14 protein-coding genes are annotated in these 15,879 nt (G+C 69.7%); 9 read left to right on the top strand and 5 right to left on the bottom strand.

The genetic code is table 11. The features are described from left to right. Positions 1 to 114: 114 nt before the first annotated feature. Both XM1_RS08870 and XM1_RS08865 read right to left on the bottom strand, forming a co-directional pair. Positions 115 to 510: a hypothetical protein gene (locus XM1_RS08870; protein WP_068432752.1), complete on the bottom strand. Its 396-nt coding sequence runs from the start codon at positions 508 to 510 to the stop codon at positions 115 to 117. 4 nt (positions 511 to 514) lie between these two features. Then, entirely contained in the window at positions 515 to 1,417 is a 903-nt protein-coding gene (locus XM1_RS08865; RefSeq protein WP_068432750.1) for a folate-binding protein YgfZ, read from the bottom strand. Positions 1,418 to 1,513: 96 nt separating this feature from the next. On the opposite strand from XM1_RS08865, the gene XM1_RS08860 reads away from it, so the two are divergent. The 7 genes from XM1_RS08860 (at position 1,514) to XM1_RS08830 (ending at position 10,160) form a co-directional block, all read left to right on the top strand. Continuing rightward, entirely contained in the window at positions 1,514 to 2,536 is a 1,023-nt protein-coding gene (locus XM1_RS08860) for a glycosyltransferase (protein WP_068432748.1), read from the top strand. Next, the gene (locus XM1_RS08855; RefSeq protein ID WP_068432746.1) at positions 2,533 to 3,561 is read left to right on the top strand and encodes a glycosyltransferase; all 1,029 of its coding nucleotides are present in this window, start codon (positions 2,533 to 2,535) and stop codon (positions 3,559 to 3,561) included. Before XM1_RS08860 ends, XM1_RS08855 begins: the two co-directional genes overlap by 4 nt. Then, positions 3,561 to 5,321: an asparagine synthase (glutamine-hydrolyzing) gene (gene asnB, locus XM1_RS08850; protein ID WP_068432744.1), complete on the top strand. Its 1,761-nt coding sequence runs from the start codon at positions 3,561 to 3,563 to the stop codon at positions 5,319 to 5,321. The genes XM1_RS08855 and asnB overlap by 1 nt, the downstream gene beginning before the upstream one ends. A gap of 29 nt (positions 5,322 to 5,350) precedes the next feature. After that, the gene (locus XM1_RS08845; protein WP_068432742.1) at positions 5,351 to 6,682 is read left to right on the top strand and encodes a dihydroorotase; all 1,332 of its coding nucleotides are present in this window, start codon (positions 5,351 to 5,353) and stop codon (positions 6,680 to 6,682) included. A gap of 57 nt (positions 6,683 to 6,739) precedes the next feature. Next, the gene (locus XM1_RS08840) at positions 6,740 to 8,746 is read left to right on the top strand and encodes an ATP-binding protein (protein WP_068432740.1); all 2,007 of its coding nucleotides are present in this window, start codon (positions 6,740 to 6,742) and stop codon (positions 8,744 to 8,746) included. A 65-nt stretch (positions 8,747 to 8,811) separates the two neighbouring features. After that, positions 8,812 to 9,117 carry a metal-sulfur cluster assembly factor gene (locus tag XM1_RS08835; RefSeq protein WP_068432738.1) on the top strand — a complete coding sequence of 102 codons (306 nt, stop codon included), beginning with the start codon at positions 8,812 to 8,814 and terminating at the stop codon, positions 9,115 to 9,117. Then, positions 9,117 to 10,160, top strand: a complete 1,044-nt coding sequence (locus tag XM1_RS08830; protein WP_068432736.1) for a hypothetical protein — start codon at positions 9,117 to 9,119, stop codon at positions 10,158 to 10,160. The genes XM1_RS08835 and XM1_RS08830 overlap by 1 nt, the downstream gene beginning before the upstream one ends. 7 nt (positions 10,161 to 10,167) lie before the next feature. Here XM1_RS08830 and hrpB read toward each other — a convergent pair whose 3' ends face one another. After that, complete coding sequence (hrpB, locus tag XM1_RS08825) at positions 10,168 to 12,663, bottom strand: ATP-dependent helicase HrpB (RefSeq protein ID WP_068432734.1); 2,496 nt, start codon at positions 12,661 to 12,663, stop codon at positions 10,168 to 10,170. Positions 12,664 to 12,796: 133 nt separating this feature from the next. On the opposite strand from hrpB, the gene XM1_RS08820 reads away from it, so the two are divergent. Beyond that, complete coding sequence (locus XM1_RS08820) at positions 12,797 to 13,162, top strand: cytochrome c family protein (RefSeq protein ID WP_068437662.1); 366 nt, start codon at positions 12,797 to 12,799, stop codon at positions 13,160 to 13,162. Between the two features lie 168 nt (positions 13,163 to 13,330). Here XM1_RS08820 and XM1_RS08815 read toward each other — a convergent pair whose 3' ends face one another. Together XM1_RS08815 and XM1_RS08810 are read right to left on the bottom strand one after the other, a co-directional pair. Further along, positions 13,331 to 14,008: a hypothetical protein gene (locus XM1_RS08815; protein WP_068432732.1), complete on the bottom strand. Its 678-nt coding sequence runs from the start codon at positions 14,006 to 14,008 to the stop codon at positions 13,331 to 13,333. A gap of 4 nt (positions 14,009 to 14,012) precedes the next feature. Further along, the gene (locus XM1_RS08810) at positions 14,013 to 14,966 is read right to left on the bottom strand and encodes a TAXI family TRAP transporter solute-binding subunit (RefSeq protein WP_068432730.1); all 954 of its coding nucleotides are present in this window, start codon (positions 14,964 to 14,966) and stop codon (positions 14,013 to 14,015) included. 196 nt (positions 14,967 to 15,162) lie between these two features. Between XM1_RS08810 and XM1_RS08805 the strand changes: the two genes are divergently transcribed. Continuing rightward, the gene (locus XM1_RS08805) at positions 15,163 to 15,828 is read left to right on the top strand and encodes a CHAP domain-containing protein (RefSeq protein WP_068432728.1); all 666 of its coding nucleotides are present in this window, start codon (positions 15,163 to 15,165) and stop codon (positions 15,826 to 15,828) included. The last annotated feature ends 51 nt before the right edge of the window (positions 15,829 to 15,879 follow it).

Here is a 15,879-nt window from a genome sequence, read left to right as displayed (position 1 = left end):
GGTTGGAGCGAATTTTCCTTTTCGTCACCCTCGGGCTTGACCCGAGGGTCCATGGATGGCCGGGTCAAGCCCGGCCATGACGGTGAAGGGGGTTCCACCTAAGCCTGACAGCCTCTAACCCTCGGCCGTGACCTTCTCGGCCAGGACCAGCAATTGCCCGCCGGTCTCGACCACCACCTCGCGGACGCCGTCGCCCGGCGCCGCCTGCTCGACGATGGCGGCCATGGGCGACAGCCGCGCCTTGGCCTCGTCCAGGGACGAGACGTAGACATAGGGCGTGGTGCGGTCGAGCAGCAGCGCCACGGTCAGCGGACTGAACTGGCGCTCCATATAGGACTTGGTCGCGATCACGTGGTAGGTGGGCCCGGCGCGCAGGCCGACGCAGCCCGCATCGCCACTCTCCACCGGCTCGAAGCCCAGGGCCACGTAGGTGGCCACCGTCTCCGCCAGATCCGCCACCACGGTCAGCGGCGTCACCCGCCGGGCCAGTTCCCCCTCGTCCTCCTGCATGGACTCACTCACCTTCGGGGAACACCGCCCATTTGGGCTTGGCGGCGATCAGCGCGGCTCCGCCGGCCGACAGCCCGGCGCCGCCCTGGGCCCGGAACTGTTCCAGGCGCACCAGGGCAAGACCGCTATGGCCGCAGGCCGAGCGCATCTCGCCGGCTTCGACCTCGCCCAGCAGGATCGGCGTGCCGGGGGCGGGAACGGGACCGTCGATGCTGACCGGCATCAGGCGCTTCTTGATCAGGCCGCGATACTTGGTCCTGGCCGTCAACTCCTGGCCCATGTAGCAGCCCTTGTTGAAGTCGACGCCGTTCAGCTCCTCGAAGCCGTTTTCCAGCAGGATGGCCTTTTCCACCTCCAGGTCGCGCGAACCGTCGGGCAGGCCGAGGCGGATGCGGGCCGCATCCCAGACCTCGAAGGGCGCGGGCTTGAAGTCGTTGGCCTCCAGCACGCGGGGGCCGCCGTCGGCGGGCAGCAGGGCGCGCAGGCCGGCTTCGGCCAGACGGGGATCGACGAAGACGGTGCCGCCGGCGAATTCCGTCGCCGCGCCCGCCTCGGCCCCCAGGTCGAAGGCGGCGGCAGCCCCCTCGCCCAGCACCGCGAACACCGCCGTGTTGGCCGCCACGCCCACACTCACCTTGGAGCGCAGCTTGTACATGGAGAGCTTCTTCCTCAGCTCCTCGATGCGCGCCGCCTCGGCCTCGATCAGGAAGACCTCGCCCAGCTCCACCACGAACAGGTCATAGAGGAACTTGCCCTGGGGGGTGAGCAGGGCGGTGAAGACGGCCCGGTCGCCGGCCACCTTGTTCATGTCGTTGGAGACCAGTCCCTGCAGGAAGGCGCGGCGGTCCTCGCCTCCCACTTCCAGCACGGCGCGCTGTTCCAGACGCACGAAGACCTTGTCGCTCATTCTCGCACTTCCTTTTCAACTCCCCTTCCGACGTAAAGGGTGGGTCAAACCAGCCGGGATGACAAGCCCCCCTGGCCGTCTTATAAGATTCCCACCATGCATATCACCCTCGTGGACGATTCCATCCCCTTCGACGGCTATTCCGCCGCCTCGCGCCCGCTGGGCGGGGCCGAGAAGGCCTTCGCCTCGCTGCCCGGCGCCCTGGCCCGCCTCGGCCATACCGTGCAGGTGTTCAACCGCTGCCGCTGGGGCATGCATATCGAGAGCGCCCAGTGGGAGGTCTTCGACGGCAAGAAGCCGCTGCGCACCGACGCGCTGATCGCCTTCCGCAAGCCGGCGCTCCTCGAATTCGTCCGCCACGCCGGCAAGCGGGTGTTCTGGCATACCGGGCCGGGGCGCATGCTGGACCGCCCGGCGACGCGCGCCATGCTCGACACCCACAAGCCGCTGCTACTCCTGGTCGCCGAGGCCCAGGCCCGCGACTTCCAGGCCAAGGGACTGGCCGCCGGATTGCTGCCCATGGCGGTGCGCCCCGATTACCTGAACGTCTCGCCCAGGCCCCAGGACCCGCCGCGCGCCATCGTCACCACCCATCCCGCCCACGGCCTGGACTGGCTGGTAGACCTGTGGGTCAGGAAGATCCGCCCCCGGGCGCCCGACGCCGAGTTGCACGTCCACTCCATGACGCTGGCCAGCGCGGCGGAAGGCGGCGCGGTGGAAGAGGGCCTGCGCCCCCTGGCCGCCAAGGTGCTGGAGGCCGCCGCCCACGGCGTGGTGGTGGCCCGCCCCCAGGGCGACCATCTGATGAGCGCCGCCCTGTCCGAGGCAAACGTCCACCTCTATCCCGGCCATGCCGACGACATGGGCTGCTTCACCCTGATGGAAAGCCAGGCGGCGGGCTGCCCGGCGGTGATCCGCCCCTTGGGTGCGGCGCCTGAACGCATCGTTGACGGAGTGACCGGCTACTCGGCCCCCGACGACGACGCCTTCGCCAATCTGGCGGTCATGCTGTTGACCGACCGGTCGGTCCAACAAGCCATGGGGGCCGAGGCCCGCGCCCAGTGGAAGACCCGGACCTGGGACGGCGTGGCGGCGACCCTGGAAGGCTGGCTGAAATGACCCGGCTGCTCCAAGCCATGGCCGGCGCGCCCCATGGCGGAGCCGAGGCGTTTTTCGAGCGTCTGGCCCCCGCCTTGGCCCGCGCCGGGGTGACCCAGCGCCTGCTGATCCGCGACAATCCCAAGCGCGCCGAGAGGCTGCGCGCCCAGGGCCTCGACGTGGTGGAGGCCCCCTTCGGCGGCGCGCTCGACCTCGTCACCCACTGGCGCTTCCGGCGCGAGGTCAAGGCGTTCCGGCCCGATATCGTCCTGACCTGGATGAACCGGGCGTCGCGCTTCGTGCCCAAGGGTCCCCATGTGACGGTGGGCCGCCTGGGCGGCTATTACGACCTGAAATATTACCGCCAGTGCGACCACCTGATCGGCAACACGCCCGATATCCGCGACTGGATCGTCGCCCAGGGAAGACCGGCCGGGCAGGTTCACTACGTTCCCAATTTCGTCGCCGACTCACGCGGCACCGCCCCGGTGTCGCGCGCCTCGTTCGACACGCCGCCCGGCGCCAAGCTGATCGTCGCCATGGGCCGCCTGCACGCCAACAAGGCCTTCGACGTGCTGCTGAAGGCGGTGGAGCCGATCCACGACTGCTATCTGTGGATCGCCGGCGAAGGGCCCGAGCGCGCCGAGCTGGAAGCCCTGGCCGCCCATCTGTCGGTCAAGCCCCGGGTGCGCTTCCTGGGCTGGCGCGACGACGTGGCGGCGCTGTACGCCACCGGCGACCTGTTCGTCTGCCCGTCCCGCCACGAGCCCCTGGGCAACGTGGTGATCGAGGCCTGGGCCGCCGCGCGGCCCGTCATCGCGGCGGCCTCCCAGGGGCCGAAACAGCTGATCACCGACGGCGTGGACGGAGTGCTGGTGCCGGTGGACGACGACAAGGCCCTTCAGCTTGCCATCCGCCGCCTGCTGGCCGAACCCGACACCGCCCGCGCCCTGGCCGAAATGGGCCGCAGCGCCTACGAGCGCCAGTTCACCGAGGACGCCGTGGTGGCGCGCTATCTCGAATTCTTCGACAAGGTGAAGCGCTGATGTGCGGCATCGCCGGCCTGATGACCGCGGGCGCACCGCCCGACGAGAAGGTGCTGGACAGGCTGGCCGACGCCCTGGCCCATCGCGGCCCCGACGGGCGCGGCCGCCACGTTCAGGGCAATGTGGGGCTGGTGCAGAACCGCCTGTCCATCATCGACCTGGAAGGCGGCCGGCAGCCCATCCTGGACGGCAAGGGCAACGCCATCGTCGCCAACGGCGAGGTCTACAACTACCTGGAACTGAAGGCGGACATGGCGGGGCAAAGCTTCGCCACCGGTTCCGACTGCGAGCCGCCGCTGCATCTCTATCGCCACCAGGGACCGGCCTTCGCCCGAAGCTTGCGCGGCATGTACGCCATCGCCATCCACGACGGCGGGGCGGAGAAGCTGATCCTCAGCCGCGACCCCTTCGGCATCAAGCCGCTCTATCTGGTGGAGAACAGCCCCGGCCTGGCCTTCGCCTCCGAGCCCCAGGCCCTGGTGGCGGCGGGTCAGGTCAAGGCGGAGATCGACCCCGTTGCCCTGGCCGAGCTGCTGCAACTGCAGTTCACCACCGGGACGCGGACCATCTTCAAGGGCATCCGACGCCTCAGCCCCGGCGAGACGGTGGTGGCCGAAGCCGGCTGCGTCAGCGAAAGCCGCCGCCTGCCCGCCCTGCCCGCCGGCGCCCCCGTCGAGGGCAGCCCCGACCGCCTGCTGGACGAGTTGGACGACACGCTGACCGAATCGGTGGAGCTGCACCAGCGCTCGGACGTGCCCTACGGCATGTTCCTGTCGGGCGGCATCGATTCATCGGTGGTGCTGGCCCTGATGGCGCGCCTCAACCCCAGGGGCGTGCTGGCGTTTACCGCCGGCTTCCCCGGCACCAGGGCCCATGACGAGCGCGCCCACGCCCGCGAGCTGGCCCGCACCGTCGGCGCGCGCCACGTGGAGGTGGAATTCGGGGAAGGCGACTTCTGGTCCCTGCTGCCCCAGGTCGCCGCCGCCATGGACGACCCGGCCGCCGATTACGCCTGCCTGCCCACCTTCAAGCTGGCGCAAGAGGCGCGCAAGGAGGTCAAGGTCATCCTGTCGGGCGAGGGCGGCGACGAGCTGTTCGGCGGCTATGGCCGCTACCGCCACGCCATGCGCCCCTGGCCGCTGACCAAGCCCATGCGCAGGAAAGGCACCTTCGACGGGCTGGACGGCCTGCTGCGCGACGGCGTCACCAGCCACTGGCGCCACGGCATGAAGCTGGCCGAGCGGACCGAATCCCTGCCGGGCCGCACGCGGCTGCAGACGGCCCAGGCGGTGGATTGCGCCGACTGGCTGCCCAACGACCTGCTGACCAAGGCCGACCGCTGCCTGATGGCCAACGGCATCGAGGGCCGCGTGCCCTTCCTCGACCCGGTGGTGGCGGCCTTCGCCTTCCGCCTGCCCGACCACATGAAGGTCAGGAAGGGCCTGGGCAAGTGGCTGCTGCGCCGCTGGCTGGAAACGGCGCTGCCCGCCGCCCGCCCCTTCGACAAGAAGCGCGGCTTCACCGTTCCCGTGGGCGAATGGATCGCGGCCAGCCCCGAGGTCGGCGCCCTGGTGGCCCACCAGCCGGGCATCGAGGAAATCTGCCATCCCGGCAAGGTGAAGCGCCTGTTCAAGGATTGCTCCAAGGACACCGCCTTCGCCTGCTGGACGCTGCTGTTCTATGCGCTGTGGCACCAAAGGCACGTTCTCGGACGGATTCCTAGTGGTGATACCTTTTCCGAACTGGCGGAACGGATATAATCCTCCGATACCTTGTTTGGAGAAGCGCCATGGCCCAGACCTTCGACCTGATCCTGCGCAATGGCATGGTGGTGACGCCCAGCGGCACGCTGCGCACCAACATCGCCGTCAGCGACGGCCGCATCCGGGCCATCGGCGACCTGCTGGGCGCCTCGGCCGCCGACGACGTCGACCTGCGCGGCCTGACCGTGCTGCCGGGCGTCATCGACACCCAGGTGCATTTCCGCGAACCCGGCCTGGAGCACAAGGAGGACCTGGAGAGCGGCACGCGGGCCGCCGCCCAGGGCGGCGTGGTCGCCATCTTCGAGATGCCCAACACCAAGCCGTCCACCACCACCGCCGACGCCATCCTGGACAAGCTGGCCCGCGCCCGGGGCCGCGCCTGGGTGGACCACGCCTTCTTCATCGGCGCGGCGTCCGACAACATCGACCATCTGGCCGAATGGGAGCGCATTCCCGGCTGCGCCGGCATCAAGATCTTCATGGGATCAAGCACCGGCAACCTGCTGGTGGCCGACGACGAGACGCTGGCCCGGGTGCTGGCCCAGGGCTTCCGCCGCATCGCCGTCCATTGCGAGGACGAGGGCCGCCTGGTCGAGCGCAAGCATGTGGCCGAGGAAGGGGCGCATCCCCGCGTCCACCACCAGTGGCGCGACGTCGAGACCGCGCTGATGGCCAGCAAGCGCCTGGTCGCCCTGGCGGAGAAGGCCGGGCGGCGCGTCCACGTGCTGCACGTCACCACCGCCGAGGAGATGGAGTTCCTGGCCGGGCACAAGGACATCGCCACGGTGGAGACCACCCCCCAGCACCTGACGCTGGCGGCGCCCGATTGCTACGAGCGCCTGGGCACCTACGCCCAGATGAACCCGCCCATCCGCGGCACGCGGCATCGCGACGCCCTGTGGGCCGCCATCGCCGACGGGGTGGTGGACGTGCTGGGCTCGGACCATGCGCCCCATACCCGCGAGGAAAAGGACAAGCCCTATCCCCAAAGCCCGTCCGGCATGACCGGGGTGCAGACCCTGGTGCCCCTGATGCTCGACCACGTCAACCACGGCCGCCTCAGCCTGGAACGTCTGGTGGACCTGACCAGCGCCGGCCCGGCCCGGATCTACAACATCGTCGGCAAGGGCCGCATCGCAGTGGGCTACGACGCCGACTTCACCGTGGTCGACATGAAGGCCGAGCGCACCATCACCAACGACTGGATCGAAAGCCGCTGCGGCTGGACGCCCTTCGACGGGCAGAAGGTCACCGGCTGGCCCATCGCCACCATCGTGCGCGGCCAGACGGTGATGCGCGACGGCCAATTGCTGGGAAGCGCCGCGGGCGAGCCCGTCCGCTTCCAGGAAAGCCGGTAAGAATCAGTGGATTTCCGCCCCTCCAGCCGCAGAATCGTGGTGGGGTTGCTAGGGGCCATGCTCCTGGTGCTGTGGGGCTTCGTGGCCTATTGGTCGTGGTCCCAGCGCAAGGGGGTCCTGACGTCGAGCACGGTGATCCTCGAGCAGCTGACCACCGCGGCCGAGGAACAGACGCTGCGGCTGTTCCGCCATGCCGAGACGTCGCTGGCGGTCAGCAATCTCTGGCTGGCCGAGCATCCCCAGATGGACCCTGGCGACACGCCGGCCTTCATCGCCCTGGTCGACCGCCTGCGCCACATGTCGGACGGCATGCTGGACATCCGCATGGTGACGCGCTCGGGCGGCCTGCACTACATCCCCAAGCGGGGCGCGAAGCCGCTGGCCGACGTCTCGGACCGCGACTACGTCAAGGCGCAGGCGCGCATGGAGACGCGCGGGTTTTACATCGGCAATCCGGTCATCAGCCGGGTGAGCGGAAAATGGGGCATTCCCGTCTCGGTTCCGGTGGACAAGGGCGGCGGCGACACCGGCGTGCTGTTCGCCGCCATCGAGCTCGACCGCATCGCCAAGACCTTCGAGGCCGAGCGCATCAAGCCTTCGGGCTCCATCGCCATCCTCAGGGCCGACGGCACCTTCCTGTTCCGCGTGCCGCAGGAAGACCACGTCATCGGCCTCAACATCGCCGACACGCCGTCCTTCAAGGAGAACTACGCCCTGGCGCTGAAGGGAATCTTCCGCTCGGCCAGCCAGTTCGTCGACGGCAAGGAGCGGCTGGTGTCGTTCCAGCGGCTGCGCGACTACCCCCTGATCGTCATCGTTACCGCCGGCATCGACGATCTGTTGACGCCCTGGCGGCGCCAGACGGCCACCCTGGCCTCCATCGCCGGTCTGGTAACCTTGGCCGTCTCGCTGCTGGCCCTGATCCTGCTGCGCGCCATGAAGGCCGAGGAACAGGCGCAGATGGCCACCGACCGCGCCCGGCGCGAGGCCGAACTGATCCTTTCCACGGCGGGCGAAGGGATTTGCGGCATCGACGCCCAGGGAAGGGTGACCTTCATGAATCCCGCCGCGCGGGCCATGCTGGGCTGGGAACACGAAGACCCCATCGGCAACGACCTGCACGCCACCAACCACCACAGCCACCCGGACGGTTCGGCCTACCCCCACGAGGATTGCCCCATCCTGGGAACCCTGCGCGACGGTGAGACCCGCGAGGTGCAGGGCGAAACCTTCTGGCGCACCAACGGCGGCAGCTTTCCGGTGGAGTTCATCGTCACCGGCATCTGGGACCGGAATTCCGTCAAGGGCGCCGTCCTGGTGTTCCGCGACATCTCCGAACGCCTGGCGGCCGAGCGGGCCATGACCCAGCAGGCCACCGAACTGGCCCGTTCCAACGCCGATCTCGAGCAATTCGCCTATATCGCCAGCCACGACCTGCGCGAGCCGCTGCGTCAGGTGGCCAGTTTCGTCTCGCTGCTGGAGCGCCGCTACGGCGCCACCTTGGATTCCGACGCGCGCGACTACATCACCTATGCCCGCGACGGCGCCAAGCGCATGGACCGGCTGATGATCGACCTTTTGGAATTCTCGCGCATCGGCCATCGCGCCCTGCCCGTGGAAGCGGTCAACCTGGGCGACGCCATCGACGAGGCCATCGCCAACCTGCGCACCACCATCGTGGAGACCGGCGCCCAGGTGGAGCGGGCGCCCGGCATGCCGGTCCTTGATCTGGTGCGCGACGACATGGTGCGGCTGTTCCAGAATCTGGTCGGCAACGCGCTGAAATACCGCCACCCCGAACGCACCCCCATCGTCCGCATTTCCGCCGTCAACGCCGATGGCGGCTGGGTGGTGTCGGTCACCGACAACGGCATGGGCATCGACCCGCAATTCTCCGAGCGCATCTTCGGCATCTTCCAGCGCCTGCACACCCGCGACAAGTTCGAGGGCACCGGCATCGGTCTGGCCATCGTCAAGAAGATCGTCGAACGGGCCGGCGGCCGGGTCTGGGTGGACTCCACCGCCGGCGAGGGCAGCGCGTTCAACGTCTTCTTGCCGGCTTGACCGCCATCATGCCGGGAGCCGCAGCGCCGCGCTAAGGTATTTCCGTCGCAATCAGGACGAAGCCCATGATCACCGAAGACGAAATCCGCGAAGCGCTGCGCCAGGTCATCGATCCCGACGTCGGGGTCAACATCGTCGACCTGGGATTGGTGGAAAGCATCCGCGTCGCGCCGGAAGGCATCTACGTGGACCTCATCATGACCACGCCGGCCTGCCCGCAAAGCGCCTATCTCGCCGACCAGTCGGAACGGGTGGCGCGCGAAGCCGCCAAGGACGAGCTGCCGGTCAGCGTCGAAGTGCTCGATTCCCCCTTCTGGGAACCGTCGCGCATGTCGGCCTCGGCCAAGGCCATCATGGGCTGGCCGGGCTGATGAGCGTCACGGCACGCCGGCTGCCGCTGCTGATGGCAGGCGCCGTCTCCCTGGTGGCCGGCATCGTCGCCGGCGAGGGACGCCTGGGCTGGCCGGTGGGCGGCGCCGACCTGGCCCTGGCCCACGGGCCGCTGATGATCTGCGGCTTCTTCGGCACCGTCATCGGGCTGGAGCGGGCGGTGGCCCTGGCCAAGCTTTGGGGCTACGGCTCGCCGCTGTTCACCGCCCTGGGCGGCATCTTGCTGATTGCAGGGATGCCCCAGGCCGGCGCCACGCTGCTGCTGGCCGGCAGCCTGATCTTCGTCGCCATGAGCCTTGTCGTCATCGCCCGCCAGCGCGAGGTGTTCACCACGGTGCTCGGCCTGGGCGGACTGTCCTGGGCGGCAGGCAACCTGGCCTGGGTCGCAAGCGGGGAGGCCGCCGCCTCGGTGACCATGTGGTCGGCCTTCCTGGTGCTGACCATCGCCGGCGAGCGGTTGGAGTTGTCGCGCTTCCTGCCGCCCTGGCGCTGGCGCACCCCCACCCTGTTTCCGCCCCTTCTTCTGCTGCTGGCCGGAATGGCCATGGCGTCGTGGACGCTGTTCGGCCTGGGCCTCGCCCTGCTCACCCTGTGGTCGCTGATGAACGACGTGGTCAAGCGCACCATCCGCCAGCCGGGGCTCACCCGCTACGTGGCGGTGTGCCTGCTGTCGGGCTATGCCTGGGCCCTGCTCGCCGGTCTGCTGATGACCCGCCTGGGCGCCGGCGAGACCGGCGTGATGTACGACGCGGCGCTCCATTGCCTGTTCGTCGGCTTCGTCTTCGCCATGGTCTACGGCCACGCCCCCGTCATCCTGCCCGCCGTGCTGCGGGTGGCGGTGCCCTACAAGCCGGTGTTCTACCTGCCGCTGGCCGTGCTGCACGCCTCGCTTCTACTGCGCGTGGCGGGTGACCTGCTGGACATCCACGCGATCCGCCAGTGGGGCGGAATGGGCAACGCGGCGGCCATCGCCCTGTTCATCGTCACCATGCTGGCGACGGTGCTGGGGGCGAGGAAGCGCTAGAGCCCCCCTACTTCCTGGGCTTGGCCCGCGCCGTGGGCTCGGCCTGCATGGGGTCGTCGGGCCACCAGTGCTTGGGGTACTGGCCCTTCAGGTCGGCCTTCACCTGTTTGTAGGCGTTGGCCCAGAAGCTGGCGAGGTCGCGGGTCACCTGCATGGGCCGCCGGGCCGGCGACAGCAGGTGCAGCAGCAGGGGCACCTTGCCCCCGCCGATGCGCGGCGTCTCGGCGCAGGCGAACATCTCTTGGAGCCTGACCGCCAGCACCGGCACCTCGCCCGAATAGTCGATGGGCACCCGCGAGCCGGACGGCACCTCCACATGGGTGGGGGCCAGTTCGTCCAGACGCTTCTTGCGCTCCCACGACAACAGGCCGGAAAGAGCCGCGCCCAGGTCAAGGCGGGCCAGATGGGCGCGCCTCGTGATGCCGGAAAGGTAAGGCACCAGCCAGTCCTCCAGCCCGGCCAGCAACGCCGCCTCGGACAAATCGGGCCACTCGCCCTCCGGCTCCAGCCCGCGCACGAAGGCGACGCGGCGGCAAAGCTTTTCCAGGTCCGGCGTCCAGGGCAGGCAGGCCAGCCCCATCTGCCGCACGCCATCGGCCATGGCGGCGGCCAGCGCCTGGGGATCGGCGGATTTCAGCGGCTTGTCCTCGATGACCAGGGACCACAGCATCCGCCGCGCGCGGGCCTGCACCGCCTCTTCCCGTCCGTCCCAGCGGCACACTGTCTCGGCCCGGATGTCGTCCTCGAACCGGGCCTCGATCTCGGCCAGGGTCAGCGGCGCGGCCAGGAAGATGCGGGCCTCGCGCCGGTCACCGTCGGTCTCGGCCAGGACCAGCCATTCCTCGGCGGCCAGGGGCTCGTGGGAGGCGAACACGGCGCCGCCGCCGCCGGTCATGGCGTAGCGCGGCTCGCCGCCGGGGCGCCGCCGGGCGATGCGGTCGGGATAGGCCAGGGCCAGCAGCGGGCCCGCGTCGCCGCGCTCGCCCTGCTGTTCCCCCGATTTGAGGCCCAGGCGGCGGCGGCTGTCGCGGGCCGCCTGGCGGGCGCGGGCCAGCGCGCCCTTATCCACCGGCAATCCCCGCTCCTCGCCCCGCAACGCGTCGAGGCGCAGGCGGACGTCGCCGTCACGCGCCCCCTGCCCCGGGCGCAGCACGTCGCGTTCCTCCAAAAGCGCGGCCAGATCGCAGGCCAGCCCGCCCAGGCCGAACTCGCGCCCCTTCAGCACCATGTGGGCGAGGCGGGGATGCAGGCCCAGGCGCGCCATGGCCTTGCCGTGAGGGGTGATGCGCAGATCATCATCCAGCGCCCCCAGTTCGCCCAGCAGTTCGCGGGCCTGGGCCAGATGGGCGGCGGGCGGCGGATCGAGCCAGGCCAGGGTGCCTGCGTCCCCCGCCCCCCACTGGGCGAGATCGAGCGCCAGGGGGGCGAGGTCGGCCTCGACCATCTCGGGTGCGGTGAAGGGCAGAAGGGCGCGGTCGTCGGCCTCGGACCACAGGCGGTAGCACACCCCCGGCCCCAGGCGTCCGGCGCGTCCCCTTCGCTGATCGGCTCCGGCGCGCGACACCGGCAGCGTCGCCAGCCGGGTCATGCCCGAGCCGGGATCGAAGCGCGCCACCCGCATCCTGCCGCCGTCCACCACCACGCGCACGCCCTCGATGGTCAGCGAGGTCTCGGCGATGCTGGTAGCCAGCACCACCTTGCGCCCGCAATCCTTGCGCGGGCGGATGGCGGCATCCTGGGCCTCCTGGGACAGGTCGCCGTAAAGGGGCGCGATCAGCACGCCGCGCGCCGCCCTGTGCTCGGCCAGCAAGGCCTCGACCCGGCGGATTTCACCCGCGCCGGGCAGGAAGACCAGGACGTCGCCCTCCTCCTCGTCCAGGGCGCGGACCACGGCCGCCGTCACGGCATCGACGAAGGCGCGGGGCTCGGGGCGGGCGAGGAAACGGGTCTCGACGGCAAAGGCGCGGCCCTCGCTGGTCACCAGCGGCACGTCGCCCATCAGCCGCGCCACCGGGCCGCCGTCCAGCGTCGCCGACATCACCACCAGCTTGAGGTCGTCGCGCAGGGCCTGACGGCATTCCAGCGCCAGGGCCAAGCCGAGATCGGCGAACAGCGAGCGCTCGTGGAACTCGTCGAAGATCACCAGCCCCACGCCGTCCAGCGACGGGTCGTCCTGGATCATCCGGCCCAGGATGCCCTCGGTCACCACCTCGATGCGGGTCTTCGGCCCGACGCGGGAGTCGAAGCGGATGCGCCAGCCCACCGTCTCGCCCGGCTGCTCACTTAAGGTGGCGGCCATGCGCGACGCGGCAGCCCTGGCGGCCAGCCGCCGGGGCTCCAGCATCAGGATGCGACGCCCCGCCAGCCAGGGCTCGTCCAGCAGGGCCAGCGGCACGCGGGTGGTCTTGCCCGCCCCCGGCGGAGCCTGCAGCACCAGTCCGTGGGACGCGGCCAGGACCGAGCGGATTTCCGGGATGACGGCATCTATGGGTAAATCATGCATTTTTCGTACTTATACGATCGCACCGCCGGACTTTAGCCCGAAAATTGCCCTGAGCCTCTTGAATTCGACACAATCCTAGGGGATAAGGAACGCATCGCGCCACTCATCCATACCTGCGCAATTGGAGATTCTGATGCTCAACACCAAGAAGCTGGGCCTCGTCCTTGGAGCCGCCCTCCTCGTCGCCCCGGTCGCCGCTTTCGCCGATGACGCCCCCACCGCCTTCAACCAGTGCAAGGCCTGTCACAAGGTCGAAGCCGGCAAGAACGGCGTGGGCCCCAGCCTGGCCGGCGTGTTCGGCCGCAAGGCCGGTGGCGAAGCCACCTTCAAGTATTCCGATGCCATGAAGAACTCGGGCCTGACCTGGGACGAAGCCGGCCTGACCAAGTACCTGGCCGACCCCAAGGGCACCGTCCCCGGCAACAAGATGGCCTTCGCCGGCCTGAAGAAGCCCGAGGATCTGGCCGCCGTGATCGGCTATCTGAAGACCGTGAAGTAAGACTTCCGGCCTTCGAAGGCTTTGGCGCCGCCGCCCCGGCAACGGGACGGCGGCGTTGCTTTTTCAAGCCCTCAGGCGCCGGGCGCGGGCCTTAAGCCCGCTTGGCTCCCGCCGCATAGGCGGCGCGGCCCCTTGGGCCTAACCAACATGCGTTGGCGCATGTTGGTGTCAGGGGCCAAGTCCGGCCAGATCGGCGGCCGGATCGATGGACCGCGCCGAGGTGATCTCCAGGCGTTCGTCGTTCAGTTCGTCCCGGCCGGGATGAGCCCGCCCCCAGGCCGCCACCGCCTGATCGCGCTCGTCGATCAGCACGTCGATCAGCGGCCGGTAGAACTCCACCATCGCCGCCAGCCATCGGGCCACCGGCGCCCACGGCCCTGCCGGGGCCAGCCGCAGCCCGGCCACCATGGCCTTGACCGCGTCGGCCCGGTACCACGCCTCGCCGGTCACCCAGCGATTGGTGGTGAACAGTTCCGTCGCCTCGCCGCGCGCGCCGAATCCCACGGCGATCAGATGACAGGGCGCGTCGGGATCGGCTGTCGCCACCAGCGGCGCCAGCCCGCGCGGCATGCCGCGCGGACGCTGGAACAGATGGATATGGCCGAACTCGCCGTCCCGATGGCTGTGGTAATAGAACTGGGCGTGGGACGACAGGTCGTAGACGTCGCCGGCGGGGAAATGGCGGAAGGCCGTCCCCTCCTGGCCCCGGGTCAGCAGCGAGACCGGGGCCTCGCCCAGCCCGGCGGCAAGCCCCGCCAGACGCTCGCCCGCCGCCCTGGCGCGGAGCAGGCCGGCGCGGCCGTCGATGCAGGCGGCCAGCCCGGACGGCGCGGCCCCGCCCGCCATGGCCTCAGCGCTCCGCCGGAGCCTTTTCGACTCCGTCATGCAGGCGGATGGGGATGCCGTCGCCACGGGTATCGGCCTTGGACAGGCCCCGAAGCGCCGGATGCAGGCGGGTGAAGGCGCCGAAATTGGCCATGACGGTCTTGGCGATCGCCCCCACCTCGTCGGCCGACAGCTTGGCCGTCACCAGCAGGGTCTTCAGCCCGATGGCCGCCACGTCCTCCTTCTGGCCGTCATAGGTGCCGCTCCGGATGGAGAAGCGCGCCGCCCACGGCACCTTCTTGAAGAAGGAATCCATGGATTTGGAGCGGATCTGCACCAGCGAGGCGCCGCATTCCTCGACCGCCACCTGAACCTCGGGCATGGGATGGATACCGGTGAAGATGGCGGCGTCGATGTTGCCCTGGCACAGCTCGGCCGCCTGTTCCGCCAGATCCAGTTCCACCAGGACCGACAGATCGCCCTGGGACAGGCCCGACGCCTCGATCACCATGTCCGCCGACGCCCGCTGGAACGAGCCCGGCTTGCCCAGGTTGACCCGCTTGCCCTTGAGGTCGCCCAGATGCTCGATCCCCGCTCCGGGCCGCGCCACCACCACCGACACCTCGCCGTGCAGCGCCATGACGGCGCGCAGGTCGGCCATGGGACCGGCCTCCTTGAACCCCTCGGCCCCGATGGAAGCCATCTGGGCGGCGCGCGACTGCACCAGCGCCAGGTCGGCGTCGCCCGATTTCAGCGCCGCCAGGTTGGCCGCCGAGCCGGAACTGGGCATCACCGCGCAGCCCAGGCCCAGGGGATGGTCCTTGTTGATCACCCGGCACAGCGCGCCGGCCACGGGAAAGTAATAGCCGGTAACCTCGCCGCCGGCGATGACCAGGGTCCGGCGCTCCGCCGCTCCGGCCGGCAACGCCAGGATCAGGGCCAATCCGGCCGCCAGGGCCGGAACCAATATCCGCTTCACTCGCACGTCCTCCAGGTTCCGCCGGGATCATAGCCCGAGCGCCGCCTTCTCCGGAAGCCCCGCCCGCAACCATGTATTCCGCATGCATTGTTTCAATTTGTTTCAAAGTTTTAGAGATATGACGTCGAATCAGGTTGCCATCGGCTTTTCACATATACACAATCGACTTCACCAATAACCGGAGGGAGGGAGACCGGTGCGGAACGTGATCATCCTGCTCGTGGCGGCGCTGTTTCTGGCCCTGCCGTTCGAAGCGAATGCCACCCTGCAATGCGTGACCTACGCCCGCGAAGTCACCGGCCTCAATCTCAAGGGAGACGCCTGGAAGTGGTGGGAAGCCGCCCAGGGCGTCTATGACCGCGGCAACACCCCCAAGGTCGGCTCGGTCCTGGTGTTCAAGCGCCAGGGCAAGATGTCCCACGGCCACGTCTCGGTGGTGCGCGGCACCGCCGGCAGCCGGGTGGTCCTGGTCGACCACGCCAATTGGGCGCCCTTCCGCAGCGCCGGCCGCGGCAAGGTGACCAAGGCGGTCCCGGTGCTGGACGTTTCCCCCAACAACGACTGGAGCCAGGTCCGCGTCTGGTACCAGCCGTCCCGCGAATACGGCAGCCGCGTCTACAAGACCCAGGGCTTCGTCTCCCGCCCCGGCAACACCGTGGTGCCCGCCTCGCTGCGCACCGAGGCGCCGGTCCAGCCCAAGGCCAAGGCCGAGATCGCCGCCCCCGCCGCCGCCCCGGCGGTGATCGAGGCCAAGGCCAGCGTTCCGGTCGAGACCCCCGCCGCCCTTCCCGCCGCCGCGCCCGCCGCCGCCGAAGGCGACATGGGCAAGTTCGACGCCCGCAGCTGGGCCGAGCAGGCCTAGCGACAAAGCCGCGAGACGCAGGGCCGGCCCTCCTTTGGGGGCCGGCCCTAT

The organism is Magnetospirillum sp. XM-1, from assembly GCF_001511835.1.
GTDB lineage: Bacteria > Pseudomonadota > Alphaproteobacteria > Rhodospirillales > Magnetospirillaceae > Phaeospirillum.
This window is presented reverse-complemented; position numbering and strand designations above follow the sequence as displayed.

Bases quoted from the DNA above. Each gene is read 5' to 3' on its own strand.
- XM1_RS08870 (WP_068432752.1), bottom strand. From the start codon at position 510: ATGCAGGAGGACGAGGGGGAACTGGCCCGGCGGGTGACGCCGCTGACC.
- XM1_RS08865 (WP_068432750.1), bottom strand. From the start codon at position 1,417: ATGAGCGACAAGGTCTTCGTGCGTCTGGAACAGCGCGCCGTGCTGGAA.
- XM1_RS08860 (WP_068432748.1), top strand. From the start codon at position 1,514: ATGCATATCACCCTCGTGGACGATTCCATCCCCTTCGACGGCTATTCC.
- XM1_RS08855 (WP_068432746.1), top strand. From the start codon at position 2,533: ATGACCCGGCTGCTCCAAGCCATGGCCGGCGCGCCCCATGGCGGAGCC.
- asnB (WP_068432744.1), top strand. From the start codon at position 3,561: ATGTGCGGCATCGCCGGCCTGATGACCGCGGGCGCACCGCCCGACGAG.
- XM1_RS08845 (WP_068432742.1), top strand. From the start codon at position 5,351: ATGGCCCAGACCTTCGACCTGATCCTGCGCAATGGCATGGTGGTGACG.
- XM1_RS08840 (WP_068432740.1), top strand. From the start codon at position 6,740: ATGCTCCTGGTGCTGTGGGGCTTCGTGGCCTATTGGTCGTGGTCCCAG.
- XM1_RS08835 (WP_068432738.1), top strand. From the start codon at position 8,812: ATGATCACCGAAGACGAAATCCGCGAAGCGCTGCGCCAGGTCATCGAT.
- XM1_RS08830 (WP_068432736.1), top strand. From the start codon at position 9,117: ATGAGCGTCACGGCACGCCGGCTGCCGCTGCTGATGGCAGGCGCCGTC.
- hrpB (WP_068432734.1), bottom strand. From the start codon at position 12,663: ATGCATGATTTACCCATAGATGCCGTCATCCCGGAAATCCGCTCGGTC.
- XM1_RS08820 (WP_068437662.1), top strand. From the start codon at position 12,797: ATGCTCAACACCAAGAAGCTGGGCCTCGTCCTTGGAGCCGCCCTCCTC.
- XM1_RS08815 (WP_068432732.1), bottom strand. From the start codon at position 14,008: ATGGCGGGCGGGGCCGCGCCGTCCGGGCTGGCCGCCTGCATCGACGGC.